Origin of the sequence: Microbacterium esteraromaticum, from assembly GCF_016907315.1 — a bacterium.
GTDB classification, from domain to species: Bacteria; Actinomycetota; Actinomycetes; order Actinomycetales; family Microbacteriaceae; genus Microbacterium; species Microbacterium esteraromaticum.
On record NZ_JAFBBS010000001.1, the window covers coordinates 1,536,692 to 1,556,533 of the forward strand.

At 70.0% G+C, this 19,842-nt stretch carries 19 protein-coding genes; 16 read left to right on the forward strand and 3 right to left on the reverse strand.

The features are described from left to right. Together dnaK and JOE67_RS07515 are read right to left on the reverse strand one after the other, a co-directional pair. Positions 1 to 1,860, reverse strand: a complete 1,860-nt coding sequence (gene dnaK, locus JOE67_RS07510; RefSeq protein WP_204974863.1) for a molecular chaperone DnaK — start codon at positions 1,858 to 1,860, stop codon at positions 1 to 3. Positions 1,861 to 1,977: 117 nt separating this feature from the next. After that, the gene (locus JOE67_RS07515; RefSeq protein WP_204974864.1) at positions 1,978 to 2,544 is read right to left on the reverse strand and encodes an ATP-dependent endonuclease; all 567 of its coding nucleotides are present in this window, start codon (positions 2,542 to 2,544) and stop codon (positions 1,978 to 1,980) included. Between the two features lie 102 nt (positions 2,545 to 2,646). Here JOE67_RS07515 and JOE67_RS07520 point away from each other — a divergent pair, with 102 nt between their 5' ends. The 12 genes from JOE67_RS07520 (at position 2,647) to JOE67_RS07575 (ending at position 14,906) form a co-directional block, all read left to right on the forward strand. Then, positions 2,647 to 3,336 (forward strand): sirohydrochlorin chelatase, encoded by a 690-nt coding sequence (locus JOE67_RS07520; RefSeq protein WP_204974865.1) that lies wholly within the window; start codon positions 2,647 to 2,649, stop codon positions 3,334 to 3,336. Positions 3,337 to 3,640: 304 nt separating this feature from the next. Further along, positions 3,641 to 5,362, forward strand: a complete 1,722-nt coding sequence (locus JOE67_RS07525) for a nitrite/sulfite reductase (RefSeq protein ID WP_204974866.1) — start codon at positions 3,641 to 3,643, stop codon at positions 5,360 to 5,362. After that, the gene (locus JOE67_RS07530) at positions 5,359 to 6,099 is read left to right on the forward strand and encodes a phosphoadenylyl-sulfate reductase (protein ID WP_204974867.1); all 741 of its coding nucleotides are present in this window, start codon (positions 5,359 to 5,361) and stop codon (positions 6,097 to 6,099) included. Before JOE67_RS07525 ends, JOE67_RS07530 begins: the two co-directional genes overlap by 4 nt. Then, the gene (cysD, locus tag JOE67_RS07535; protein ID WP_239528039.1) at positions 6,096 to 7,010 is read left to right on the forward strand and encodes a sulfate adenylyltransferase subunit CysD; all 915 of its coding nucleotides are present in this window, start codon (positions 6,096 to 6,098) and stop codon (positions 7,008 to 7,010) included. The genes JOE67_RS07530 and cysD overlap by 4 nt, the downstream gene beginning before the upstream one ends. Continuing rightward, positions 7,010 to 8,308, forward strand: coding sequence for a sulfate adenylyltransferase subunit 1 (locus JOE67_RS07540; protein WP_204974869.1), 1,299 nt, complete (start codon positions 7,010 to 7,012; stop codon positions 8,306 to 8,308). Before cysD ends, JOE67_RS07540 begins: the two co-directional genes overlap by 1 nt. A gap of 60 nt (positions 8,309 to 8,368) precedes the next feature. Next, positions 8,369 to 9,445 (forward strand): ABC transporter substrate-binding protein, encoded by a 1,077-nt coding sequence (locus tag JOE67_RS07545; RefSeq protein ID WP_420827655.1) that lies wholly within the window; start codon positions 8,369 to 8,371, stop codon positions 9,443 to 9,445. Continuing rightward, entirely contained in the window at positions 9,445 to 10,299 is an 855-nt protein-coding gene (locus JOE67_RS07550) for an ABC transporter ATP-binding protein (protein WP_204974870.1), read from the forward strand. The genes JOE67_RS07545 and JOE67_RS07550 overlap by 1 nt, the downstream gene beginning before the upstream one ends. Then, positions 10,289 to 11,194 (forward strand): ABC transporter permease, encoded by a 906-nt coding sequence (locus JOE67_RS07555; RefSeq protein WP_204974871.1) that lies wholly within the window; start codon positions 10,289 to 10,291, stop codon positions 11,192 to 11,194. The genes JOE67_RS07550 and JOE67_RS07555 overlap by 11 nt, the downstream gene beginning before the upstream one ends. Continuing rightward, positions 11,191 to 12,285, forward strand: coding sequence for a uroporphyrinogen-III C-methyltransferase (gene cobA, locus JOE67_RS07560; RefSeq protein ID WP_204974872.1), 1,095 nt, complete (start codon positions 11,191 to 11,193; stop codon positions 12,283 to 12,285). Before JOE67_RS07555 ends, cobA begins: the two co-directional genes overlap by 4 nt. Beyond that, positions 12,282 to 13,667 carry an FAD-dependent oxidoreductase gene (locus tag JOE67_RS07565; RefSeq protein ID WP_204974873.1) on the forward strand — a complete coding sequence of 462 codons (1,386 nt, stop codon included), beginning with the start codon at positions 12,282 to 12,284 and terminating at the stop codon, positions 13,665 to 13,667. Before cobA ends, JOE67_RS07565 begins: the two co-directional genes overlap by 4 nt. Further along, positions 13,664 to 13,993, forward strand: a complete 330-nt coding sequence (fdxA, locus tag JOE67_RS07570; protein WP_204974874.1) for a ferredoxin — start codon at positions 13,664 to 13,666, stop codon at positions 13,991 to 13,993. Before JOE67_RS07565 ends, fdxA begins: the two co-directional genes overlap by 4 nt. Continuing rightward, positions 13,986 to 14,906, forward strand: coding sequence for an NAD(P)/FAD-dependent oxidoreductase (locus JOE67_RS07575; RefSeq protein ID WP_204974875.1), 921 nt, complete (start codon positions 13,986 to 13,988; stop codon positions 14,904 to 14,906). Before fdxA ends, JOE67_RS07575 begins: the two co-directional genes overlap by 8 nt. Positions 14,907 to 14,951: 45 nt before the next feature. Here JOE67_RS07575 and JOE67_RS07580 read toward each other — a convergent pair whose 3' ends face one another. Then, complete coding sequence (locus tag JOE67_RS07580; RefSeq protein WP_204974876.1) at positions 14,952 to 15,413, reverse strand: DUF3817 domain-containing protein; 462 nt, start codon at positions 15,411 to 15,413, stop codon at positions 14,952 to 14,954. Between the two features lie 96 nt (positions 15,414 to 15,509). Here JOE67_RS07580 and JOE67_RS07585 point away from each other — a divergent pair, with 96 nt between their 5' ends. The 4 genes from JOE67_RS07585 (at position 15,510) to JOE67_RS07600 (ending at position 19,723) form a co-directional block, all read left to right on the forward strand. Continuing rightward, positions 15,510 to 15,875 carry an ArsR/SmtB family transcription factor gene (locus tag JOE67_RS07585; RefSeq protein WP_204974877.1) on the forward strand — a complete coding sequence of 122 codons (366 nt, stop codon included), beginning with the start codon at positions 15,510 to 15,512 and terminating at the stop codon, positions 15,873 to 15,875. Beyond that, the gene (locus JOE67_RS07590) at positions 15,872 to 16,870 is read left to right on the forward strand and encodes a cation diffusion facilitator family transporter (RefSeq protein ID WP_204974878.1); all 999 of its coding nucleotides are present in this window, start codon (positions 15,872 to 15,874) and stop codon (positions 16,868 to 16,870) included. The genes JOE67_RS07585 and JOE67_RS07590 overlap by 4 nt, the downstream gene beginning before the upstream one ends. Before the next feature lie 429 nt (positions 16,871 to 17,299). Continuing rightward, a complete protein-coding gene (locus tag JOE67_RS07595; RefSeq protein ID WP_338041532.1) occupies positions 17,300 to 18,160 on the forward strand; it encodes a serine protein kinase RIO in 861 nt (286 codons plus the stop codon). 129 nt (positions 18,161 to 18,289) lie between these two features. After that, a complete protein-coding gene (locus JOE67_RS07600) occupies positions 18,290 to 19,723 on the forward strand; it encodes an MFS transporter (protein WP_204974880.1) in 1,434 nt (477 codons plus the stop codon). The last annotated feature ends 119 nt before the right edge of the window (positions 19,724 to 19,842 follow it).

Sequence of the window (19,842 nt, forward strand, 5' to 3'; positions counted from 1 at the left end):
TTACTTCTTCTCGTCCTCGTCGTCCACGACCTCGGCGTCCACGACATCCTCATCGGAGGAGGGGTCTGCGGGAGCCTCGTCGCCTGCGGGGGCGCCGGCTGCGGCATCCGCCTGGGACTGCGCGTAGATCGCCTCGCCCAGCTTGGTCTGCGACTCGTTCAGCTTGTCGAACGCGGTCTTCACGGCCTCGTCGTCGTCGCCGGCGAGAGCCGTCTTGAGAGCGTCGACGTCGCCCTGGACCGAGGTCTTGACGTCCTCGGGGAGCTTGTCCTCGTTCTCCTTGATCAGCTTCTCGATCGAGTAGGCGAGGGTCTCGGCCTGGTTGCGGACCTCGGCGGCCTCACGGCGCTTCTTGTCTTCGGCCGCGTTCTCCTCGGCCTCGCGCACCATCCGGTCGATGTCCTCCTTCGACAGCGACGAGCCGCCGGTGATGGTCATCGACTGCTCCTTGCCGGTGCCCTTGTCCTTGGCGGACACGTGCACGATGCCGTTGGCGTCGATGTCGAAGGTGACCTCGATCTGCGGGATGCCGCGGGGGGCCGGGGCGATGCCGGTGAGCTCGAAGGTGCCGAGCGGCTTGTTGTCGCGGGTGAACTCGCGCTCGCCCTGGAAGACCTGGATGGCGACCGACGGCTGGTTGTCGTCGGCGGTCGTGAAGGTCTCGCTGCGCTTGGTCGGGATCGCCGTGTTGCGGTCGATGAGCTTGGTCATCATGCCGCCCTTGGTCTCGATTCCGAGGCTCAGCGGGGTGACGTCGATGAGCAGCACGTCCTTGCGCTCACCCTTGAGGACACCGGCCTGCAGGGCGGCGCCGACGGCGACGACCTCATCCGGGTTGACGCCCTTGTTGGCGTCCTTGCCGGTCTCGCGCTTGACGAGCTCGGCAACCGCGGGCATACGGGTCGAACCGCCGACGAGCACGATGTGGTCGATGTCGGCCACCTTGATGCCGGCCTCGCGGATGACGTCCTCGAAGGGCTTCTTGGTGCGGTCGAGCAGGTCTTTGGTGAGGTCCTCGAACTTCGCGCGGGTGAGGCTCTCGCTCAGCGAGACGGGGCCCGACTCGGTCAGCGAGAGGTAGGGCAGGTTGATCGACGCGCTCGTCGACGACGAGAGCTCCTTCTTGGCCTGCTCGGCGGCCTCCTTGAGGCGCTGCAGGGCGATCTTGTCGCCCGAGACGTCGACGCCGGTGGTCTCCTTGAACTGCTTGATCAGGTAGTCCACGACGCGCTGGTCCCAGTCGTCGCCGCCGAGGCGGTTGTCACCGGCGGTGGCGCGCACCTGGATGGTCGAGAAGTCGTCGTCCTTGCCCACCTCGAGGAGGGAGACGTCGAAGGTTCCGCCACCGAGGTCGAACACGAGGATGAGCTCGTCTTCCTTGCCCTTGTCGAGGCCGTACGCGAGGGCCGCTGCCGTGGGCTCGTTGATGATGCGCAGCACGTTGAGGCCCGCGATCTCACCGGCCTCCTTGGTGGCCTGACGCTCGGCGTCGTTGAAGTAGGCGGGGACGGTGATGACCGCGTCGGTCACGGTGTCGCCCAGGTACGACTCGGCGTCGCGCTTGAGCTTCTGGAGGATGCGCGCGGAGATCTCCTGCGGCGTCCACTTCTTGCCGTCGACGTCGAACGACCAGTCGGTGCCCATGTGGCGCTTGACCGACGAGATGGTGCGGTCGACGTTGGTGACGGCCTGGCGCTTGGCGGTCTCGCCGACGAGCACCTCGCCGTCCTTGGTGAACGCGACAACCGACGGGGTGGTGCGGAAGCCTTCGGCGTTGGCGATGACCTTGGGCTCGCCGCCCTCGAGGACGCTGACGACGGAGTTGGTGGTTCCGAGGTCGATACCGACAGCACGTGCCATGTGTTTCTCCTTTGCATTGGTGAAAGTCTGCGGACGATCAGATGTGAACCTGAGTCGTGATGACTCAAGTGTAAACCGACGACCGGATGCTGTCAAACAAAGTTGATATGAGTCGACTCAGGTTTTCTCCGGCTGGTTCGCGAGAGCGCGATCCAGCAGGCTCGTGAGAGGCACGGGCATCCGCTCCAGGGGGATCACGTCGATGAGATCCGCCGCGAAGCGCGACTTGCGACCGGCTGCGGTGCCCGCGAAGCGGTGCAGCTGCTCCTGGATGCTGCGCACGCGCTGCGCCGGTTGACGCTGGAACCTCCTGAATCGCGCGAGCTCGCCGCGCTCGGCGAGCGTCTCGAGCACGAGCTCAGGCCCGGCGGCGCGGATCACCTCGTCTTCCAGGTCGCGCTCGCACCCGAAGAAGCCGGCCGCCTCGAGATCGGTGACGCCGAAGGCCTCGAGAACGCGAACGACATAGTGCCGCTCGGCCCCGTCGTAGAGCCCGACCACGCGGTCGGTGCCGGTCGCGAGCAGCTCAGCGCGCAGGTTGGTGATCCCGCCGAGGTCGACGATCTCGACGCCCTGCAGCGAATCACCGCGCCTCCGTGCGAGCGCCTGCAGCGCCAGCCGGTCGCTCGCACCCTCGACGAGCAGCCTCGCCGCAGCAGATCGCCGCTCGACCACGTCCGACATGGCACGACGATAGCGCGGCCGTCTTCGCGCCGTGCCGCTCTGCATTTCCCTGTTTGACGCCGCGCGCGACGCATCCGGTTCCGGCGACCTAGAGTCGCCCGCATGGCCAGACCAGCGCTGCTCGCCGTCTCGCACGGCACTTCAGACCTCGACGGCGCGCGGTCGATCGCGGCTCTCGTCGCACGGGTGGCCGATCGGATGCCCGATGTCGACGTGCGCGAAGGGTTCGTCGACGTGCAGCAGCCCGACGCGGCGAGCGCGCTGGCCGCAATCGACAGGCCGGCCGTGATCGTGCCGCTGCTGCTCTCGCAGGGGTTCCACGTGCATCACGACCTGCACGGCATCGCGAGCGGGCGCGCGGATGCCGTGGTCACCGCACCGCTCGGCCCTGACTCCCTGCTCGCCGAGGTGCTCGCGCTGCGGCTCGACGGGATCGGCCGCCCCGGCTCCCCCGTCGTGCTGGCTGTCGCGGGGTCGCGCGACGAGCGCTCGGTTCCGGATGCCGAGGGCATGGCCGCTCTGCTGCGTGCCCGCACCGGACGCCGCGTCGACATCGGATACCTCGCGGCACGGCATCCGGATCTGCCGACGGCGCTGGCCGCTGCTCCGGATGCCGTCGTCGCGACCTACCTGCTCGGGCGCGGATTCTTCTTCGATCTCGCGGCACGGCAGGCGGGCGATCACGTCATCACCCCTCCCCTGCTCGACGATCTGCAGGCCGACGACGGCATCCCGGAGGCCCTCGTCGACCTCGTGGTCTCCCGATACGAGCAGGCCGAGTCCCGGAGCTGAGTCAGCGAGAACAGGAGAACACGCGAGAACAGGACGGATTCCGCGGTTCCGTCCTGTTCCCGTTGAAGATCCTGTGCTCGGGCACTCCCGCCTGCTCGTGCACCCCCGCCTGCTCGTGCACCCCCGCCTGTGCGCGTGCCCGCCGCCGGATGCACAGATCCGGCGAGCGCGCCACCCCTCTGGCGTCATGTTTCGCGTCACATGACGCCGTGTGTCGTCCGTGGTCGCTGCGTGTCATGAACGCTTCCGGCTCGCACAGGACAGTCCGTACGTTGATCCCCAGCCATTCAACCGAGGGGGCGAGATGACCATTCAGCAGCCGGCGGCGATCCGCGGCGCGAGGACGCGCACCAGCCGCACACCGACCAAGCCGCACGGCCAGTGGGCGATCGACGGCACCGAGCCGCTGAACGGCAATGAGGAGTTCAAGCTCGCCGACAACGGCCTCAACGTGCGCGAGCGCATCGAGACGATCTACGCCCAGGGCGGGTTCGAGAGCATCGACCCGACCGACCTGCACGGACGCTTCCGCTGGTGGGGCCTCTACACGCAGCGCAAACCAGGCATCGACGGCGGACGCACCGCTCAGCTCGAGCCTCACGAGCTCGAAGACGAGTACTTCATGCTGCGCGTGCGCATCGACGGCGGGCAGCTGACCACCGGGCAGCTGCGCGTCATCGGCGAGATCTCGACCGAGTTCGCCCGCGACACGGCCGACATCACCGACCGGCAGAACGTGCAGCTGCACTGGGTCGAGGTGCAGAGCGTGCCGGAGATCTGGCGTCGCCTCGAGGCCGTCGGCCTCAGCACGACCGAGGCCTGCGGCGACGTGCCCCGCGTCATCCTCGGCTCTCCTGTGGCCGGCATCGCGGCGGACGAGCTCATCGACCCGACCCCGCAGATCCGCGAGATCGCCGACCGGTTCCTGGGCGACGAGACCCTCTCGAACCTGCCGCGCAAGTACAAGACCGCGATCACCGGGCATCCCAGCCAGGACGTCGTGCACGAGATCAACGACTGCGCCTTCGTCGCGGTCGAGCACCCTGAGCTCGGCATCGGCTACGACCTGTGGGTCGGCGGCGCGCTGTCGGTCGTGCCGCGACTCGGCGAGCGCCTGGGCGTCTTCGTCGCACCAGACCGGGTCGCCGAGGTGTGGCACGGTGTCACGCAGATCTTCCGCGACTACGGCTACCGGCGCCTGCGCAACAAGGCGCGGCTGAAGTTCCTGCTCGCCGACTGGGGCACCGAGAAGTTCCGCGACGTGCTCGAGAACGAGTACCTCGACAGCCCGCTGCCCGATGGACCCGCGGCACCCAAGCCGAAGAGCCTGGGCGATCATGTGGGCATCCACAGGCAGAAGGACGGCCGGTTCTTCGTCGGTGCCGCCCCGCTCGTCGGTCGTGTCTCGGGCAGCACCCTCACCGCGCTGGCCGACCTCGCCGAGGCGCACGGCTCGCAGCGCGTGCGCACCACCCCGCATCAGAAGCTGCTCGTGCTCGACATCGACGAGAGCCACGTCGAGAGCCTCGTGGCCGGTCTCGACGCCATCGGCCTGTCGGCTCGCCCGAGCCTGTTCCGCCGCGGCACGATCGCGTGCACCGGAATCGAGTTCTGCAAGCTCGCGATCGTCGAGACGAAGGTCAACGCCGCCCGCGCCATCGAGCAGCTGGAGGAGCGCCTCGGTGCCCTCGAGCCGGAGATCGGCCGCCCGATCACCCTGCACGTGAACGGATGCCCGAACTCGTGCGCTCGAATCCAGACCGCGGACATCGGGTTGAAGGGTCAGCTCGTGCTGATCGACGGCGAGCAGGTGCCCGGCTACCAGGTGCACCTCGGCGGGGGACTGGCGAACGTCGACCGCGAGGAGGCCGGCCTCGGGCGCACCGTCCGCGGGCTGAAGGTGCCCGCCGACGGCATCGCCGACTACGCCGAGCGGGTCATCCGCCGCTATCTGGCCGACCGGGAGAGCGCCGATGAGACCTTCGCGCAGTGGGCCCACCGTGCAGACGACGAGGCCCTGCAATGAGCATCCCCTTCGCCGCCAGCACGGGGCGCCGGCCCGCCGCCGACCTCAGAGCCCTGGCCGAGCGGGGCAACGTCGAGCTGCGCAGCCGCCGCCCGGATGAGGCGACCCCGGCCGAGGTCGTGGCCTGGGTGGCCGAGAACTTCGCCGTCTCGCAGGCGGCCGTCGCATGCTCGATGGCGGATGCCGCGCTTCCCCACCTCGTCTCCCAGAGCCTCTCGGGTGTCGACGTGCTGTTCCTCGACACGGGCTACCACTTCGCCGAGACGACGTTCACGCGCAACGAGGTCGCCGCACGTCTCGACGTGACGGTCGTCGATGTGAAGCCGGTGCAGTCGGTGCGGGAGCAGGATGCCGAGTTCGGCACGGACCTGTTCGCCCGCGACCCTGGTCTGTGCTGCGCACGCCGCAAGGTCGAGCCCCTGCAGCGGGCGCTCGGCGGCTACGAGGCGTGGTTCACCGGGGTGCGCCGCGACGAGGCGCCGACACGCTCAGCGACCGAGCTGGTCGTGTGGGACGAGCGCAACGGGCTCGTGAAGGTGAACCCGGTCGCGGCGTGGAGCTTCGACGACCTCATCGACTACGCCACCGCGCACGACGTGCCGGTGAACCCCCTGATCGCGAACGGGTACCCCTCGATCGGCTGCGCTCCGTGCACCAGGCCGGTCGCGCCCGGCGAAGACCCCCGATCCGGCCGCTGGGCCGGACTGACGAAGACAGAATGCGGGCTGCACGTATGAGCACCACCATCGATCAGACAGCGCTGAGCACGCTCGACCTGCTCGAGGCCGAGGGCATCCACATCATCCGCGAGGTGGTCGCCGAGTTCGAGCGCCCCGTGCTGCTGTTCTCGGGCGGCAAGGACTCGGTCGTCGTGCTGCACCTCGCGGCGAAGGCCTTCGCCCCTGGCCGCGTGCCGTTCCCGGTTCTGCACGTCGACACGGGTCACAACTTCCCCGAGGTCATCCGGTTCCGCGACGAGACGGTCGCACGTCTCGGCATCGACCTCGAGGTCGCCAGGGTGCAGGACTACATCGACGACGGCAGGCTGTTCGAGCGCCCCGACGGCACCCGCAACCCGCTGCAGACCCAGCCCCTGCTCGACGCGATCGCCGCCGGCCGCCACGACGCGGTGTTCGGCGGCGCCCGCCGCGATGAAGACAAGGCGCGGGCCAAGGAGCGCATCATCTCGCTGCGCGACGAGTTCGGGCAGTGGGATCCGCGCAATCAGCGCCCCGAGCTGTGGAGCCTCTACAACGGCCGCCACCTGCCGGGTCAGCACGTGCGGGCCTTCCCGATCTCGAACTGGACCGAGCTCGACATCTGGCGCTACATCGACCGCGAGGGCATCTCGCTGCCTCCGCTCTACTACGCGCACGAGCGCGAGGTGTTCCAGCGCTCGGGCATGTGGTGGGCGGTCGGAGAGTTCTCGCAGCCGCGTGAGGGCGAGCAGGTGGTGCGCCGCACCGTTCGCTACCGCACCGTCGGCGACATGAGCTGCACAGGAGCGGTGGAGTCCGATGCCGCCGACACGGCGTCGATCGTCGACGAGGTCGCCCGCACGACCCTCACCGAGCGCGGTGCCACCAGGGCCGATGACCGCATCAGCGAGGCCGCCATGGAAGACCGCAAGAAGGACGGGTATTTCTGATGAGCGCCGAGACCACGCTGTTCCGGTTCGCGACCGCCGGCTCGGTCGACGACGGCAAGTCGACTCTCGTCGGGCGGCTGCTGCACGATGCGAAGGCGATCCTCGCCGATCAGCTCGACCAGGTCGCCGCCACGTCGCGCGCTCGCGGGTTCGCGCACGGCGCGTTCGACTTCGCCCTGCTGACCGACGGCCTGCGCGCCGAGCGCGAGCAGGGCATCACGATCGATGTCGCGTACCGCTACTTCGCTACCGACCGGCGCAGCTTCATCCTCGCCGACTGCCCTGGGCACGTGCAGTACACGCGCAACATGGTCACCGGCGCCGCCACGGCCGATGCCGTGGTCGTGCTGGTGGATGCCAGGAAGGGCGTCGTCGAGCAGACGCGGCGCCACCTGGCCGTGGCCTCGCTGCTCCGGGTGCCGCACGTGATCGTCGCGGTCAACAAGATCGATCTCACGGGCTTCGACGAGCAGACCTATGTCGACATCGAGCTGGAGGCGCTGCGTGTGGCCGACGAACTCGGCATCCGCGCCGTGCGCGTGCTGCCCGTCTCGGCGCTCGAGGGAGACAACATCGTCGATCGCTCCGAGCGCACGCCCTGGTACCGGGGCGAGACGCTGTTCGAGCTGCTCGAGACACTGCCCGTCCGCACCGACGCCGAGGCGCCGCTGCGCCTGCCGGTGCAGCTCGTGCTGCGCCCGCAGGGCGGCCTGTCGCCCGAGATCGATGCCGACGAAGCCGAGCGGCTGCGCGATTTCCGCGGTTTCGCTGGTCGCATCTCAGCCGGAGCCGTCTCGGTCGGCGACCGCGTGCAGGTGCTGCCCTCCGGTCGCACGACCGAGGTGACCGGCGTGCATGTCGCAGGAGCCGACGCGGGCAGCGCGGGAGCGCGCCAGTCGGTGACGCTGACCCTGGCAGACGAGATCGACGCCGCTCGCGGCGCGCTGATCGTCGCCGAGGGCTCAGCCCCCGCGCTGCGCAGGGATGCCGTGGTCGAGCTCTTCCAGCTGAACGCTCGCGCCACGGTCGCCGGGGCCCGCGTGCTCGTGAAGCACGGCACGGCGACGGTGCAGGCGATCGTCGCCGAGGTGCTCACCCGTCGTGACCTCGAGACCCTCGCGCACCACGACCTGACAGCAGCGGGCTCCCTCGCCGAGAACGAGATCGGCCGGGTGCGCCTTCGTCTGGCATCCGATCTGCCTCTCGAACCGTACGCGCAGAGCCGCGAGGGCGGCTCGCTGCTGCTGATCCACCCCGCAGACGGCGCCACGCTCGCCGCCGGCACCGTCATCGATTGACCCCGCAGACCCGCACCACCCACACCGCACCACCGAGCCTAAGGAGGCGAAACCGTGAACATCACCCGTAAGAACAGGACATTCACCGCACTGGGGGGCCTGGCGATGGGCCTCACCGCTCTGGCGCTCGCGGGCTGCGCCCCGGCATCCGGCGCGGCCGCCGAAGGCGGGAAGGACGACCTCGCCGAGGTGCGTCTCGGCTACTTCGCCAACGTCACCCACGCGCCGGCTCTCGTCGGCCTGTCGGAGGGTCTGTTCCAGGATGCCCTGGGCGACGTCGACCTGAAGACCGAGGTCTTCAACGCCGGCCCCGCCGCGATCGAGGCCCTCTCGGCCGGCGCGATCGACGCGACCTACATCGGACCCAACCCGTCGATCAACACGTTCATCCAGTCGGGCGGCACGTCGGCGCACATCATCGCCGGCGCCACCTCCGGCGGAGCGGCGCTGGTCGTGCGCGACGGCATCGACTCGCCAGCCGATCTGAAGGGCGCGAACATCGCGACCCCGCAACTCGGCAACACGCAGGACGTCGCGCTGCGCAGCTGGCTCGCCGACGAGGGCTTCGAGACCTCGGTGTCGGGCGGGGGTGACGTGAACGTGACGCCCACCGAGAACGCGCAGACGCTGACGCTGTTCCAGGACGGGCAGCTCGACGGCGCGTGGCTGCCCGAGCCGTGGGTGTCGCGTCTGGTCGTCGAGGCGGGTGCGCATGTGCTCGTCGACGAAGCGGACCTGTGGAAGGACGGCGCCTTCCCGACCACGGTGCTGCTGGTGCGGGCGGAGTTCGCGGAGCAGCATCCCGACGTCGTCGAGGAGCTGCTCGAGGGGCACATCGCCGCCGTGGAGTGGCTCGACGAGAACTCCGACAAGGCGCCCGCCGTGATCAACGATGCGCTCGACGAGGCCACGGGCAAGACGCTCGACGATGCGGTGCTCGCCCGTGCACTCGAGAACGTGACCTTCACGGTCGACCCGGTGGCGTCGACCTTCGAGACGCTCGTCGACAACGGCCTCGCGGCCGGCACGCAGAAGGACGGCTCGATCGACGGCCTGTTCGACCTTCGGGCGCTGAACGCGCTGCTCGAGGAGGCGGGCACCGAGCCCGTCTCGGCGGCAGGCCTCGGGGAGGAGTGATGGGCGCCACCGCGGGCAAGACGACCCTGGCTGCACCGGCGGCCGCCCCCGAACCGGGCACCCCGCTGGCGCCGAGCTTCGACGGCGTCACGCCGCTCGCGGCGCCGGCGCCGGTCGTCGAGCCCGCGGTGCGCATCACCCGTGTGACCAAGCGCTACGGCGCGGGTCCGGTGGTGCTCGACGACATCTCGCTCGACATCGCCCCCGGCGAGTTCGTGTGCCTGCTCGGGGCATCCGGATGCGGCAAGTCGACACTGCTCAACCTCATCGCCGGGCTCGAGCCGCTCACCTCCGGCGAGCTCACGACACCGGCATCCGGCTCGGCGGTGATGTTCCAGGAGTCGGCTCTGATGCCGTGGCTGACAGCCCGCAGGAACGTCGAGCTGGCGCTGCGGCTGCGAGGGATGCCCCGAGCCGAGCGCCGTGCGGAGGCCGAGAGGCTGCTCGGCACCGTCAACCTGACCGAGGCGGCCGACAGACGTCCGCACGAGCTCTCGGGAGGGATGCGCCAGCGCGTGGCCCTCGCGCGCGCTCTTGCGCAGGACCGCTCGGTGCTGCTGATGGACGAGCCGTTCGCCGCACTCGATGCGATCACCCGCGACCTGCTGCACGAAGAACTGGAGCGGGTGTGGCGGGCGACGGGACGCACCATCGTGTTCGTGACGCACAACGTGCGCGAGGCTGCGCGCCTCGGGCAGCGCGTGATCCTGCTCTCGAGCCGCCCCGGCCGCATCGCCGGCGAATGGCGCATCCAGAACACCACGGGACGACGCATCGAGTCACCCGAGGTCGCGGCGCTCGCCACCGAGATCACCGCCGAGCTGCGGAAGGAGATCGCCCGAAATGCCGCGTGAGCTGACCCAGCCCCGAGCCGAGGCGGGCGAGACCGCCGACCTCGACACCCTCTCCGCCGGCCTCGACCGCCTGCAGTCCGACACCGCCGAGCGTCAGCCGCTCGGCCGCACCCTGCTCGGCAAGGTCGTGCCGCCTGTCGCCCTTCTGCTGGTGCTGCTGGCCGTCTGGCAGCTGTACGTCGTGATCGCGAACCCTCGCCCCGACAAGGCGCCCAGCCCTGCCGCCGTCGCCGGCGCCTTCGGCGACGCCTGGGAATCGGGCCGTCTGCAGGAGGCCGTGGTCACGAGCCTCGAGCGCGGCGTGATCGGCTTTCTCATCGCGATCGTCGTCGGCACGGCGCTGGGCATGCTGCTCGCCGAGTGGCGGCTGCTGCGGCGGGCCGCAGGCCCCCTGATCTCGGGCCTCACCGTGCTGCCATCGGTCGCATGGGTGCCCGCCGCGATCATCTGGTTCGCGCTGAGCGACGCGACCGCGTACTTCGTGATCCTGATGGGCGCCATCCCGTCGATCGTGAACGGCCTGCTCTCGGGCATCGATCAGGTGCCGCCGCAGCTGCGCCGCGTGGGAACCGTGCTCGGCGCCAGCCGCTGGCAGCTCGCCACGGCGGTGACGCTGCCCGCGGCGCTGCCCGGATACTTCGCCGGCCTCAAGCAGGGCTGGGCGTTCTCGTGGCGCTCGCTCATGGCCGCCGAGATCATCACGAGCGGCGGGTCGATCGGCTTCGGCCTCGGCACGATGCTCAACCAGTCGCGCGAGCTGGCGGACCTCGCCGGCGTGCTCGCCACCATCCTGCTCATCCTCGCGATCGGCATCGTCATCGAGCTCGTGCTGTTCGGGCCGATCGAAAGGCGCATGCTGCGCAACCGCGGACTGCTGCTGGGAGGCACCCGATGACCGCCGCATCGACCACCCCCGGGCGCGTGCGCCCGACCGGCACCGTGACCCTGGTGGGTGCGGGCCCGGGAGACGCGGGCCTGCTCACGCTGCGCGGGCTGCGCGCTCTCGAGAAGGCGGACGTGATCGTCGCCGACCGGCTCGGCGCCCGCAGCGTTCTCACCCAGCTCGAGGCCGAGGGCACGACGATCGCTGCCGAGGTGATCGACGTCGGCAAGCTCCCCGGCCATCACCGCGTGCCTCAGGATGCCATCAACGAACTGCTCGTCGAGCTCGCGCAGGCTGGCCGCGAGGTCGTGCGCCTCAAGGGCGGCGATCCGTTCGTGTTCGGTCGCGGACGCGAGGAGCAGCTGTTCTGCGAGGCCGCCGGCGTGCGCGTCGAGGTCGTGCCCGGCGTGACCAGCGCCGTCTCGGTGCCCGCGGTCGCGGGCATCCCGCTGACCCACCGCGGCGTCGCGGCGTCGTTCAGCGTCGTGAGCGCCCACGATCAGATCGAGCCGGGCGGATCGGTGAGCACCTCGGGGTCCGACCACACGCTCGTGCTGCTGATGGGAGTCAGCACGCTCGGGCACTCGGCGCACGTGCTCGCCACCGGCACCCGTGGCGCCGACTGCCCCGTCGCGATCGTCGAAGACGGCTACGGCGCGGGCGAGCGGGTGACGATCGGAACTCTCGGCACGATCGCGCAGCTCGCGGCAGTCAGGCAGGTGCGCTCGCCCGCGGTCGTCGTGATCGGCGAGGTGGTGCGGCTCAGCCCGCACGCCGCGTCGCTCACCCCGGCAGCGGTCCCCGCACCGAGGAATGCGTCGCCTGTGCCGGCGGATGCGTTCCCTGTGCCGGCGGATGCCGGTGACGCCGCGACCACGGCATCCCCGACGACCACGACGTCCGCGACGATCACGGCATCCGGACCCACATCCGGCACCGCCTCGTCCGCAGCACCCGGAAGCCCGTCCCGGCCCGTGCGCCGGCGTGCCCGTTCGCGTCTCGCCGCGGCGCTCGACGCCGGCCTCGCGGTCGACACCGGGCTCATCCGCGCAATCGACGCCCACTCCCCCTCCCCCTCGTCCCGAAAGGCACCCCTGTCATGACCCTCTCCACGCTGCGCGTCGCGATCGTCGGCGCAGGCCCGGCCGGCATCTATGCGGGCAACCTCCTCGCCCAGGCCGTCGCGGCGCACGACGCCATCGGCGCCGTCGAGATCGACCTGTTCGAGTCGCTGCCCGCCCCCTACGGCCTGATCCGCTACGGCGTCGCACCAGACCACCCGCGCATCAAGGGCATCGTCACCTCGCTGCACGAGATGCTCGACGCCTTCCCCGAGACGGGTAGCGCGCGACGCACGATCCGGTTCATCGGCAACGTCGAGGTGGGGCGCGACATCGCCCTCGACGAGCTGCGCGAGCGGTACCACGGCGTGATCCTCGCCACCGGGGCGCTGCGCGACGCCGCACTCGACCTCCCCGGCGTCGACCTGACCGGCTCGTACGGAGCCGCGGACTTCGTGGCCTGGTACGACGGGCATCCCGACGTGCCGCGAACCTGGCCGCTCGACGCGTCGTCGGTCGCGGTGATCGGCAACGGCAACGTCGCCCTCGACGTGGCTCGCGTGCTCGCCAAGCACGCGGTCGACCTGCGCACCACCGAAGTGCCAGACAACGTGCTCGCCGGCCTCGAGTCGTCTGCGGTGACCGACGTGCACGTGTTCGGCCGCCGCGGGCCCGCCGACATCAAGTTCACCCCGATCGAGCTGCGCGAGCTGGGCGACGTGCGCGACGTCGACATCGTGCTGTACGACGACGATTTCGAGGGCGTCGACCCGACCGCCGCATCGAACAACCAGCTCAAGGTCATGCTGCGCACGCTGAACTCGTGGCGCGACCGGCCGTCGACGGGGGCGTCCCGCAGACTGCACCTGCACTTCTGGCACGCGCCGGTCGAGATCACCGGTGACAGCCGCGTCGAGGGCATCCGGTTCGCCCGCACCGCACCCGACGCCGACGGCGCACCCGTGCCGACCGGCGAGGTGCGCGAGTACGACGTGCAGGCGGTGTACCGCGCCATCGGCTACTACGGCACCCGCGTCGAGGGTGCCGACTTCGACGAGCACCGCGGCGTCGTGCCCAACGACGAGGGCCGCGTGCTCGGCCAGCCGGGCCTGTACGCCACGGGCTGGATCAAGCGAGGGCCGGTCGGCCTGATCGGGCACACGAAGTCCGACGCGCTCGAGACGATCGGGCACCTCGTCGCAGACGCCGCAGCCGGCGCTCTCACGGCGCCGGCCGTCGAGACCGACGTGCTCGACCTGCTCGACGAGCGCGAGACCGCGTACACGACCTGGGATGGATGGCTGGCGCTGGATGCCCACGAGCGCGCCCTGGGTGAGAACCACGAGCATGTGCGTGAGCGCGTGAAGGTCGTCGGCCGCGACGAGCAGGTCGACATCTCGCGGCCGGGGGTGCTGGCCCCGTGACCTACGTGATCGCGCTGCCGTGCGTGGACGTGAAGGACCGCGCCTGCATCGACGAGTGCCCTGTGGACTGCATCTACGAGGGCGAGCGCTCGCTCTACATCCACCCCGACGAGTGCGTCGACTGCGGCGCCTGCGAGCCGGTGTGCCCAGTCGAGGCGATCTACTACGAAGACGATCTGCCCGAGGAGTGGGCCGACTACTACAAGGCGAACGTCGAGTTCTTCGACGAGATCGGGTCACCGGGCGGGGCGTCGAAGGTCGGGACGTACGACTTCGACCACCCCGTCGTGGCAACTGTCGCGCCGCAGGAGACGGCGCATGGCTGACTACGACGTGCTCATCGTCGGAGGGGGCCCGGCCGGTCTCTCGGCGGCGCTGAACCTCGGCCGCTCCCTCGCCCGCGTGCTCGTCGTCGACGCCGACCGGCCCCGCAACGCCGCGACGCTCAACTCGCACGGCTTTCTCACGCGCGACGGTGTTCCGCCGTTCGAGTTGCGGCGCATCGCCCGTGAGGAGCTCTCCGCCTACCCGAACGTCGAGATCCGCTCACGAGTGCGGGTGGGCTCTCTGACGACGACGGATGCCGGCTTCGCCGCCGGCATCGGGCGACGCGAGCCCTCTGAGCACGTGACGGCGAGGTCAGTGCTGCTCGCCACAGGGCTGCGTGAGACTCTGCCCGAGGTGCCGAACCTGCGCGGCTTCTACGGAATGACCCTGTTCAGCTGCGCGGCGTGCGATGCGTGGGAGCTGCGCGGCCGCAGCCTCGCTCTCATCGGCGAATCCGCCGACCTCGCCGACCGCGCCAGGCTCATCTCGCACTGGACGCCGCAGCTCACCGTGTTCACCCACGGATCCGACGCGGTGACCACCGCCGAAGAGGCAGAGCTCGCGACGGCCGGCGTCGCCGTGGTCCGCTCGCCGATCGTCGAGCTGGCCGGCGAGCGCGGCCGGATCGAGGCGGTGCGCACCGCCGACGGCACCGCGCGCCCCATCGACGGCGGCTTCGTGCGCCCCGACTGGGAGGCCGACCTGTCGTTCCTCGACGGCATCGCGCCCGACCGCGACGAGGCAGGACACCTGCTGACCGACAGGTCCGGCCGGACGAGCTTCCCCGGCCTGTACGCGGCCGGAGACGTCGCCGCTCCCGGTCCGCAGCAGCTGATCGTCGCCGCCGGCGCCGGAGCCCGCGTCGCCGCCGTGATCACCCACGATCGCATCGGCGTCGCCACCGCGCACTGAGGGGTTCCGTGCGCAGCTGTGCCGAGGCGCGACCGAGCGCGCTGGTCAGCGGCCGCCGGGAGGGCCGACCAGCAGCAGGATGCTGAAGATCGCCGCCACCGCGACCAGGATCAGCAGACCGAGCACCCACGGCCGGTGCAGGAACCAGCGCATCGTGCGGTCGTACCAGGTGCGGTCGCGCGGGTCATCCGTTTCGGTGAGCCGCCACTGACCATCGAGGCGTCCGCTGCGGTGCAGCCAGATCTCGACGGGGATCGTCGCGTAGGGCACGACGGCGCTCGCAACGGCGACGATCGCCGCGCCGACGTTCCAGCGCTGGTGGAAGGCGAGCAGCACCGCCGTGGCGCCATAGGCGAGGAAGACGAAGCCGTGGATGCCTCCCGCGATCGTGACGAGCACGGCGGGCTGTCCGACCGCGCGCGCGATGAGGGCGCTGATGAGCAGGGTCCAGGTGATCGCCTCGGCGATCGCGAGCGCGCGGAACAGGCGGGCAGGAGTGGTGAACACGGGTCTCCTCGAGTGGGCGTGCCTTCACGCTAGTGAGCACGACTATGCGCCTCCTGATCCGCCCCGTCGGAGTCGGGAATGTGACAGTATCTGCGTATGCATGCAGATAAGCGGATGTGCGGCCTCGACCCAGACAGTCAGTTCGTCGAACTCGCGGTGGAGGTGTTCGGCCTGCTCGCCGACGCGACCCGGATCCGCATCATCCTCGCCCTGCGCCGCGAAGAGGAACTGGCGGTGAATCAGCTGGCCGGGATGGTCGACCGCCCGCCGGCCGCCGTGTCACAGCACCTGGCAAAGCTGCGCATGGCCCGGATCGTCTCCACTCGCCAAGAGGGACAGCGGGTGTTCTACCGACTGGCGAACGAGCACGCATCCCAACTCGTCTCGGATGCCGTGCTGCAGGCCGAGCACTCGCTGAGCGACCACCCGAGCCACCACCACTCCGACCGGACCGGCTCATGAGCGTCCACGGCCACGACCACTCGACCCCGCACTCGCACTCGCATGCCCCCGGACTGCGCGGATCCCTCCGGGAGATCTTCGTGCCGCACTCACACGACGCGGCGGACTCGATCGACGACGCGATGCAGACGCAAGCCGAAGGCATCCGGGCAGTGAAGGTGAGTCTGGTCGTCATGCTCGCGACCACCGTGCTCCAGGCGGTCATCGTCGCCTTCTCGGGCTCGGTCGCCCTGCTCGCCGACACGATCCACAACTTCTCGGATGCCCTCACCGCCGTGCCCCTCTGGATCGCGTTCGCCCTGTCGCGGCGGGCACCGACCCGGCGGTACACGTACGGCTTCAAGCGAGCCGAAGACATCGCAGGCCTGTTCATCGTGCTCATGATCGCCTTGTCGGCCGTGGTCGCCGCGTGGGAGGCGATCGACCGGATCGTCGAGCCCCGACCGATCACCAACGTCGGATGGGTTCTCGCGGCCGGCGTCGTGGGCTTTCTCGGCAACGAGGCCGTCGCGCTGTACCGGATCCGCATCGGGCGACGGATCGGCTCGGCGGCTCTCGTCGCCGACGGCGTGCACGCGCGCACCGACGGGTTCACCTCGCTCGCCGTGGTGGCCGGCGGCGTAGGCGTGTTGCTGGGCTTTCCCCTTGCAGACCCGATCGTGGGCCTGGTCATCTCGGCCATGATCGTCGTGCTGCTCGCGGGTACGGTGCGGTCGGTCGGCCGGCGTCTCATGGACGGCATCGAGCCAGACTTGCTCGAGCGTGCCGAGCACGCCCTCGGACACGTCGCCGGCGTCAGCGTCGGGCGGGTGCGTCTGCGCTGGGTCGGCCACCGCCTGCACGGAGATGCAGTGCTGCACGCGGGCGACATCACGCTCGCGGACGCCGACCGGATCAGCACCGAGGCCCAGCGCTCGGCACTGAGTCACGTGCCGCACCTGGATGAACTCGAGATACGCGTCACGGCCGAGCCGCTCCACAGGCGCCGGCCCTGACTTCGCGTCGGAACGGCGCTTCGGCGAAAGTGACGGTGTTCTGCGGGGCGGCCGGTCGATGTAGGTGCGGCCTGTGGGACTCGTCCACTCGAGCACTCCGTCGCCGAGCTGTACGACGCGCCACGGCTCGACCACACGCGCGGCGTAGGCGGCTCGACGAGCACCTCGGCCGCCGGCATTGGGGCCGCACGGTATCAGGCCGAGACGGAGCCGGGTTCTCACGTCACGAAGGAGTAACGACCGGGCATCCGGCGGTATCGCCCCCGCATCGCCCGCCCCTACACTCGACCTGCACCGGGAAGCGCCCGGAAGATGCCAGCGGAAGGAGCGACCGATGAACACCGTCACCGTCATGCCCGCCGCCGACGTCCTTCCCGTCGAGGCCACCCGCTTCTGATCCGCGTGTGGCCTCCCTTCCGGAGCCACATCGTGAACACTCACCACTCCGCGTCCTTCGACGCATCGCCCTTCGACATCACCCTCGCCTTCGCCGACACCGAGATCGGCGAGAATCAGCGCTGGTCGACCTGGCCCGCGACCATGCCGACCGAGCGAGGCCCGCTGCCCCGTCCCGAGTGGGTCGTCACCAGCGCCGCCGCGGTCGACACCGAGCTCGGCATCCTCAAAACAGGCAAGGAGGCCGACGTCTTCCTGATCGAGCGGGCCGTCCCCGGCGCCGGCTCGAAGCCGGGCACGAGCACCCTGCTCGCCGCCAAGCGCTACCGCGACCGCGAACACCGCAGCTTCCAGCGCTCATCGGCGTACACCGAGGGTCGCCGCACGAGGAGAACGCGCGATGCCCGAGCGCTCGCGAAGAAGTCGGCGCACGGCCGCGCCGTCGCGGCCGCCGAGTGGTCGTTCGCCGAGTTCGCCGCGCTCAGCCGCATGCACGAGCTCGGCGCGCCAGTGCCCTATCCCGTTCAGGTCGACGGCACCGAGATCCTCATGGAGTTCATCGGCGACGATCGCGTCGCCGCACCCCGGCTCGCGCAGGTCAGGGCGGATGCCCGAGAGCTGGCCGGCCTGCTCGACCAGATCGTCGAGACCATGCACCTCTTCGCAGCCGCCGGACTCGCGCACGGCGACCTCTCGCCCTACAACCTGCTCGTGCATCGCGGCAGGGTGCGCGTGATCGATCTGCCGCAGATCGTCGATACGGTGTCCAATCCGCAGGGCTTCGACCTGCTGCACCGCGACTGCGTCAACATCTGCGACTGGTTCGCGCGCCGCCGCGTCGCCTGCGACGCCGAGGACCTGTTCGCCGCGCTGATGACCAGCGCGTTCGGCTGAGCGGGCGGAGGACCCGGAATCATCGCGAGCGCGACCGGCACGCGCTACTACGGCGCCACCGACCCGACGAAGCTCTCGGAGGTGCTCGGCGACCTCGTCGCGAGCGTGCGATCCGGTAGCGTGACCGCTATGACCGGTCGTGACGCCGACGCACCCCCGCCCACCGCTCGCACCGGAGCCGTCGCGGCCTTCGGCCGGGAGCACCCCGATTCCGGACGTGAGGCGACGCGCAAGCAGGTCGTGTCGTGGGCGATGTGGGACTGGGCGATGCAGCCGTTCAACACCGTCATACTCACCTTCGTCTGGATCGCGCTGTACCTGACCTCGCGGATGTTCCTCGACCCCACGGTGCGCGAGTCGGGACTGCTCGCCGACGGCTCGTACATGAACTGCAATCAGTCGGAGTACGCGGGTTCGGCGTACTGCCAGGGGCTCACCGATCTCTCGGAGTGGTGGGGCTGGGCGAACTTCGCCGCCGGCATCCTGATCCTTCTGCTCGCACCGGTGCTCGGCCAGCAGGCCGACGCACGCGGCAGCAAGAAGAAGTGGGTGATGGGTGCCACGCTCGCGATCGCGCTGGTGCAGTTCTCGCTGTTCTTCGTCGAGGCCGACCCGAAGTTCTTCTGGTTCGGCGCCTTCGCCGTCGCGATCGCGGCCGTGATCGGCGAGATCGGCAATGTCAGCTACTACGCGATGCTGTCCGAGGTGTCGACGCCGAAGAACGTCGGCCGGGTCTCGGGTCTCGGATGGGGGCTCGGGTACATCGGCGGCGTGGTCGCCCTGATCGTGTGCATCCCCGTGCTGTTCCTGGTGGGGCAGAGCGAGCCGCTCGCCTTCAAGCTCGTCGCGGTCATCTGCGGCGTGTGGACCCTGGTGTTCTCGATCCCGATGTTCCGCAACGTGCCCGAGTCGCCCTCGTACGCCTCGACCGAGAAGGTGGGCTTCTTCCGCTCGTACATCGTGCTGGGCCGCAGCATCGCCGAGCTCTTCCGCACGAACCGCCCCACGTTCTGGTTCATGCTCGCGGCGGCCGTGTACCGCGACGGGCTGGCCGGGGTCTTCGCGTTCGGCGCCGTGCTGGCCGCCCAGGGGTTCGGCTTCTCGTTCCTCGAGGTGATCGTCTTCGGGCTCGCAGCCAACCTCGTCGCCGGCATCTCGACCCTGCTCGCGGGGCGCATCGACGACGCGATCGGCCCGCGCCGCCTCATCATCTTCGCCCTCGCCGGGCTCGTCGTGATGGCATTCGTCGTCTACGCGCTGCGCGACTACGGCACGATCGTGTTCTGGGTGTGCGGCCTGCTGCTGTGCGCCTTCGTGGGGCCGACCCAGGCATCCAGCCGCAGCCTGCTCACGCGCCTCACCCCGCCCAGCCAGCAGGGCACCATCTTCGGCCTGTACGCGACGACCGGTCGCGTGGCGTCGTTCCTCTCGCCGCTCGCCTGGTCGCTCTTCCTGTTCTGGTTCGGCGGAATCGTCTACGGCGTGCTCGGCATCGGGCTCATCCTGCTGATCGGCCTCGTGCTGCTGCTCTGCGTTCGCTTCCCCGATGACGTCGGAGCCTGACAGCTCGATCCCCGACCGACGGCCCTGTTGCCGGATGCCATAGCCGGATGCCCGCGTGCGACGCAAGGGCCGCGCTCGCGAGCACCCTCGCGACGCACAATGGTCGCTCCGAGTCGATC

Excerpts from the sequence above, each read along its gene's own strand:
- JOE67_RS07550 (WP_204974870.1), top strand. The coding sequence starts at position 9,445 with ATGGGCGCCACCGCGGGCAAGACGACCCTGGCTGCACCGGCGGCCGCC.
- JOE67_RS07555 (WP_204974871.1), top strand. The coding sequence starts at position 10,289 with ATGCCGCGTGAGCTGACCCAGCCCCGAGCCGAGGCGGGCGAGACCGCC.
- JOE67_RS07515 (WP_204974864.1), bottom strand. The coding sequence starts at position 2,544 with ATGTCGGACGTGGTCGAGCGGCGATCTGCTGCGGCGAGGCTGCTCGTC.
- JOE67_RS07530 (WP_204974867.1), top strand. The coding sequence starts at position 5,359 with ATGAGCATCCCCTTCGCCGCCAGCACGGGGCGCCGGCCCGCCGCCGAC.
- cysD (WP_239528039.1), top strand. The coding sequence starts at position 6,096 with ATGAGCACCACCATCGATCAGACAGCGCTGAGCACGCTCGACCTGCTC.
- JOE67_RS07540 (WP_204974869.1), top strand. The coding sequence starts at position 7,010 with ATGAGCGCCGAGACCACGCTGTTCCGGTTCGCGACCGCCGGCTCGGTC.
- JOE67_RS07590 (WP_204974878.1), top strand. The coding sequence starts at position 15,872 with ATGAGCGTCCACGGCCACGACCACTCGACCCCGCACTCGCACTCGCAT.
- dnaK (WP_204974863.1), bottom strand. The coding sequence starts at position 1,860 with ATGGCACGTGCTGTCGGTATCGACCTCGGAACCACCAACTCCGTCGTC.
- cobA (WP_204974872.1), top strand. The coding sequence starts at position 11,191 with ATGACCGCCGCATCGACCACCCCCGGGCGCGTGCGCCCGACCGGCACC.
- JOE67_RS07565 (WP_204974873.1), top strand. The coding sequence starts at position 12,282 with ATGACCCTCTCCACGCTGCGCGTCGCGATCGTCGGCGCAGGCCCGGCC.
- JOE67_RS07525 (WP_204974866.1), top strand. The coding sequence starts at position 3,641 with ATGACCATTCAGCAGCCGGCGGCGATCCGCGGCGCGAGGACGCGCACC.
- JOE67_RS07600 (WP_204974880.1), top strand. The coding sequence starts at position 18,290 with ATGACCGGTCGTGACGCCGACGCACCCCCGCCCACCGCTCGCACCGGA.
- JOE67_RS07520 (WP_204974865.1), top strand. The coding sequence starts at position 2,647 with ATGGCCAGACCAGCGCTGCTCGCCGTCTCGCACGGCACTTCAGACCTC.
- JOE67_RS07575 (WP_204974875.1), top strand. The coding sequence starts at position 13,986 with ATGGCTGACTACGACGTGCTCATCGTCGGAGGGGGCCCGGCCGGTCTC.
- JOE67_RS07585 (WP_204974877.1), top strand. The coding sequence starts at position 15,510 with ATGCATGCAGATAAGCGGATGTGCGGCCTCGACCCAGACAGTCAGTTC.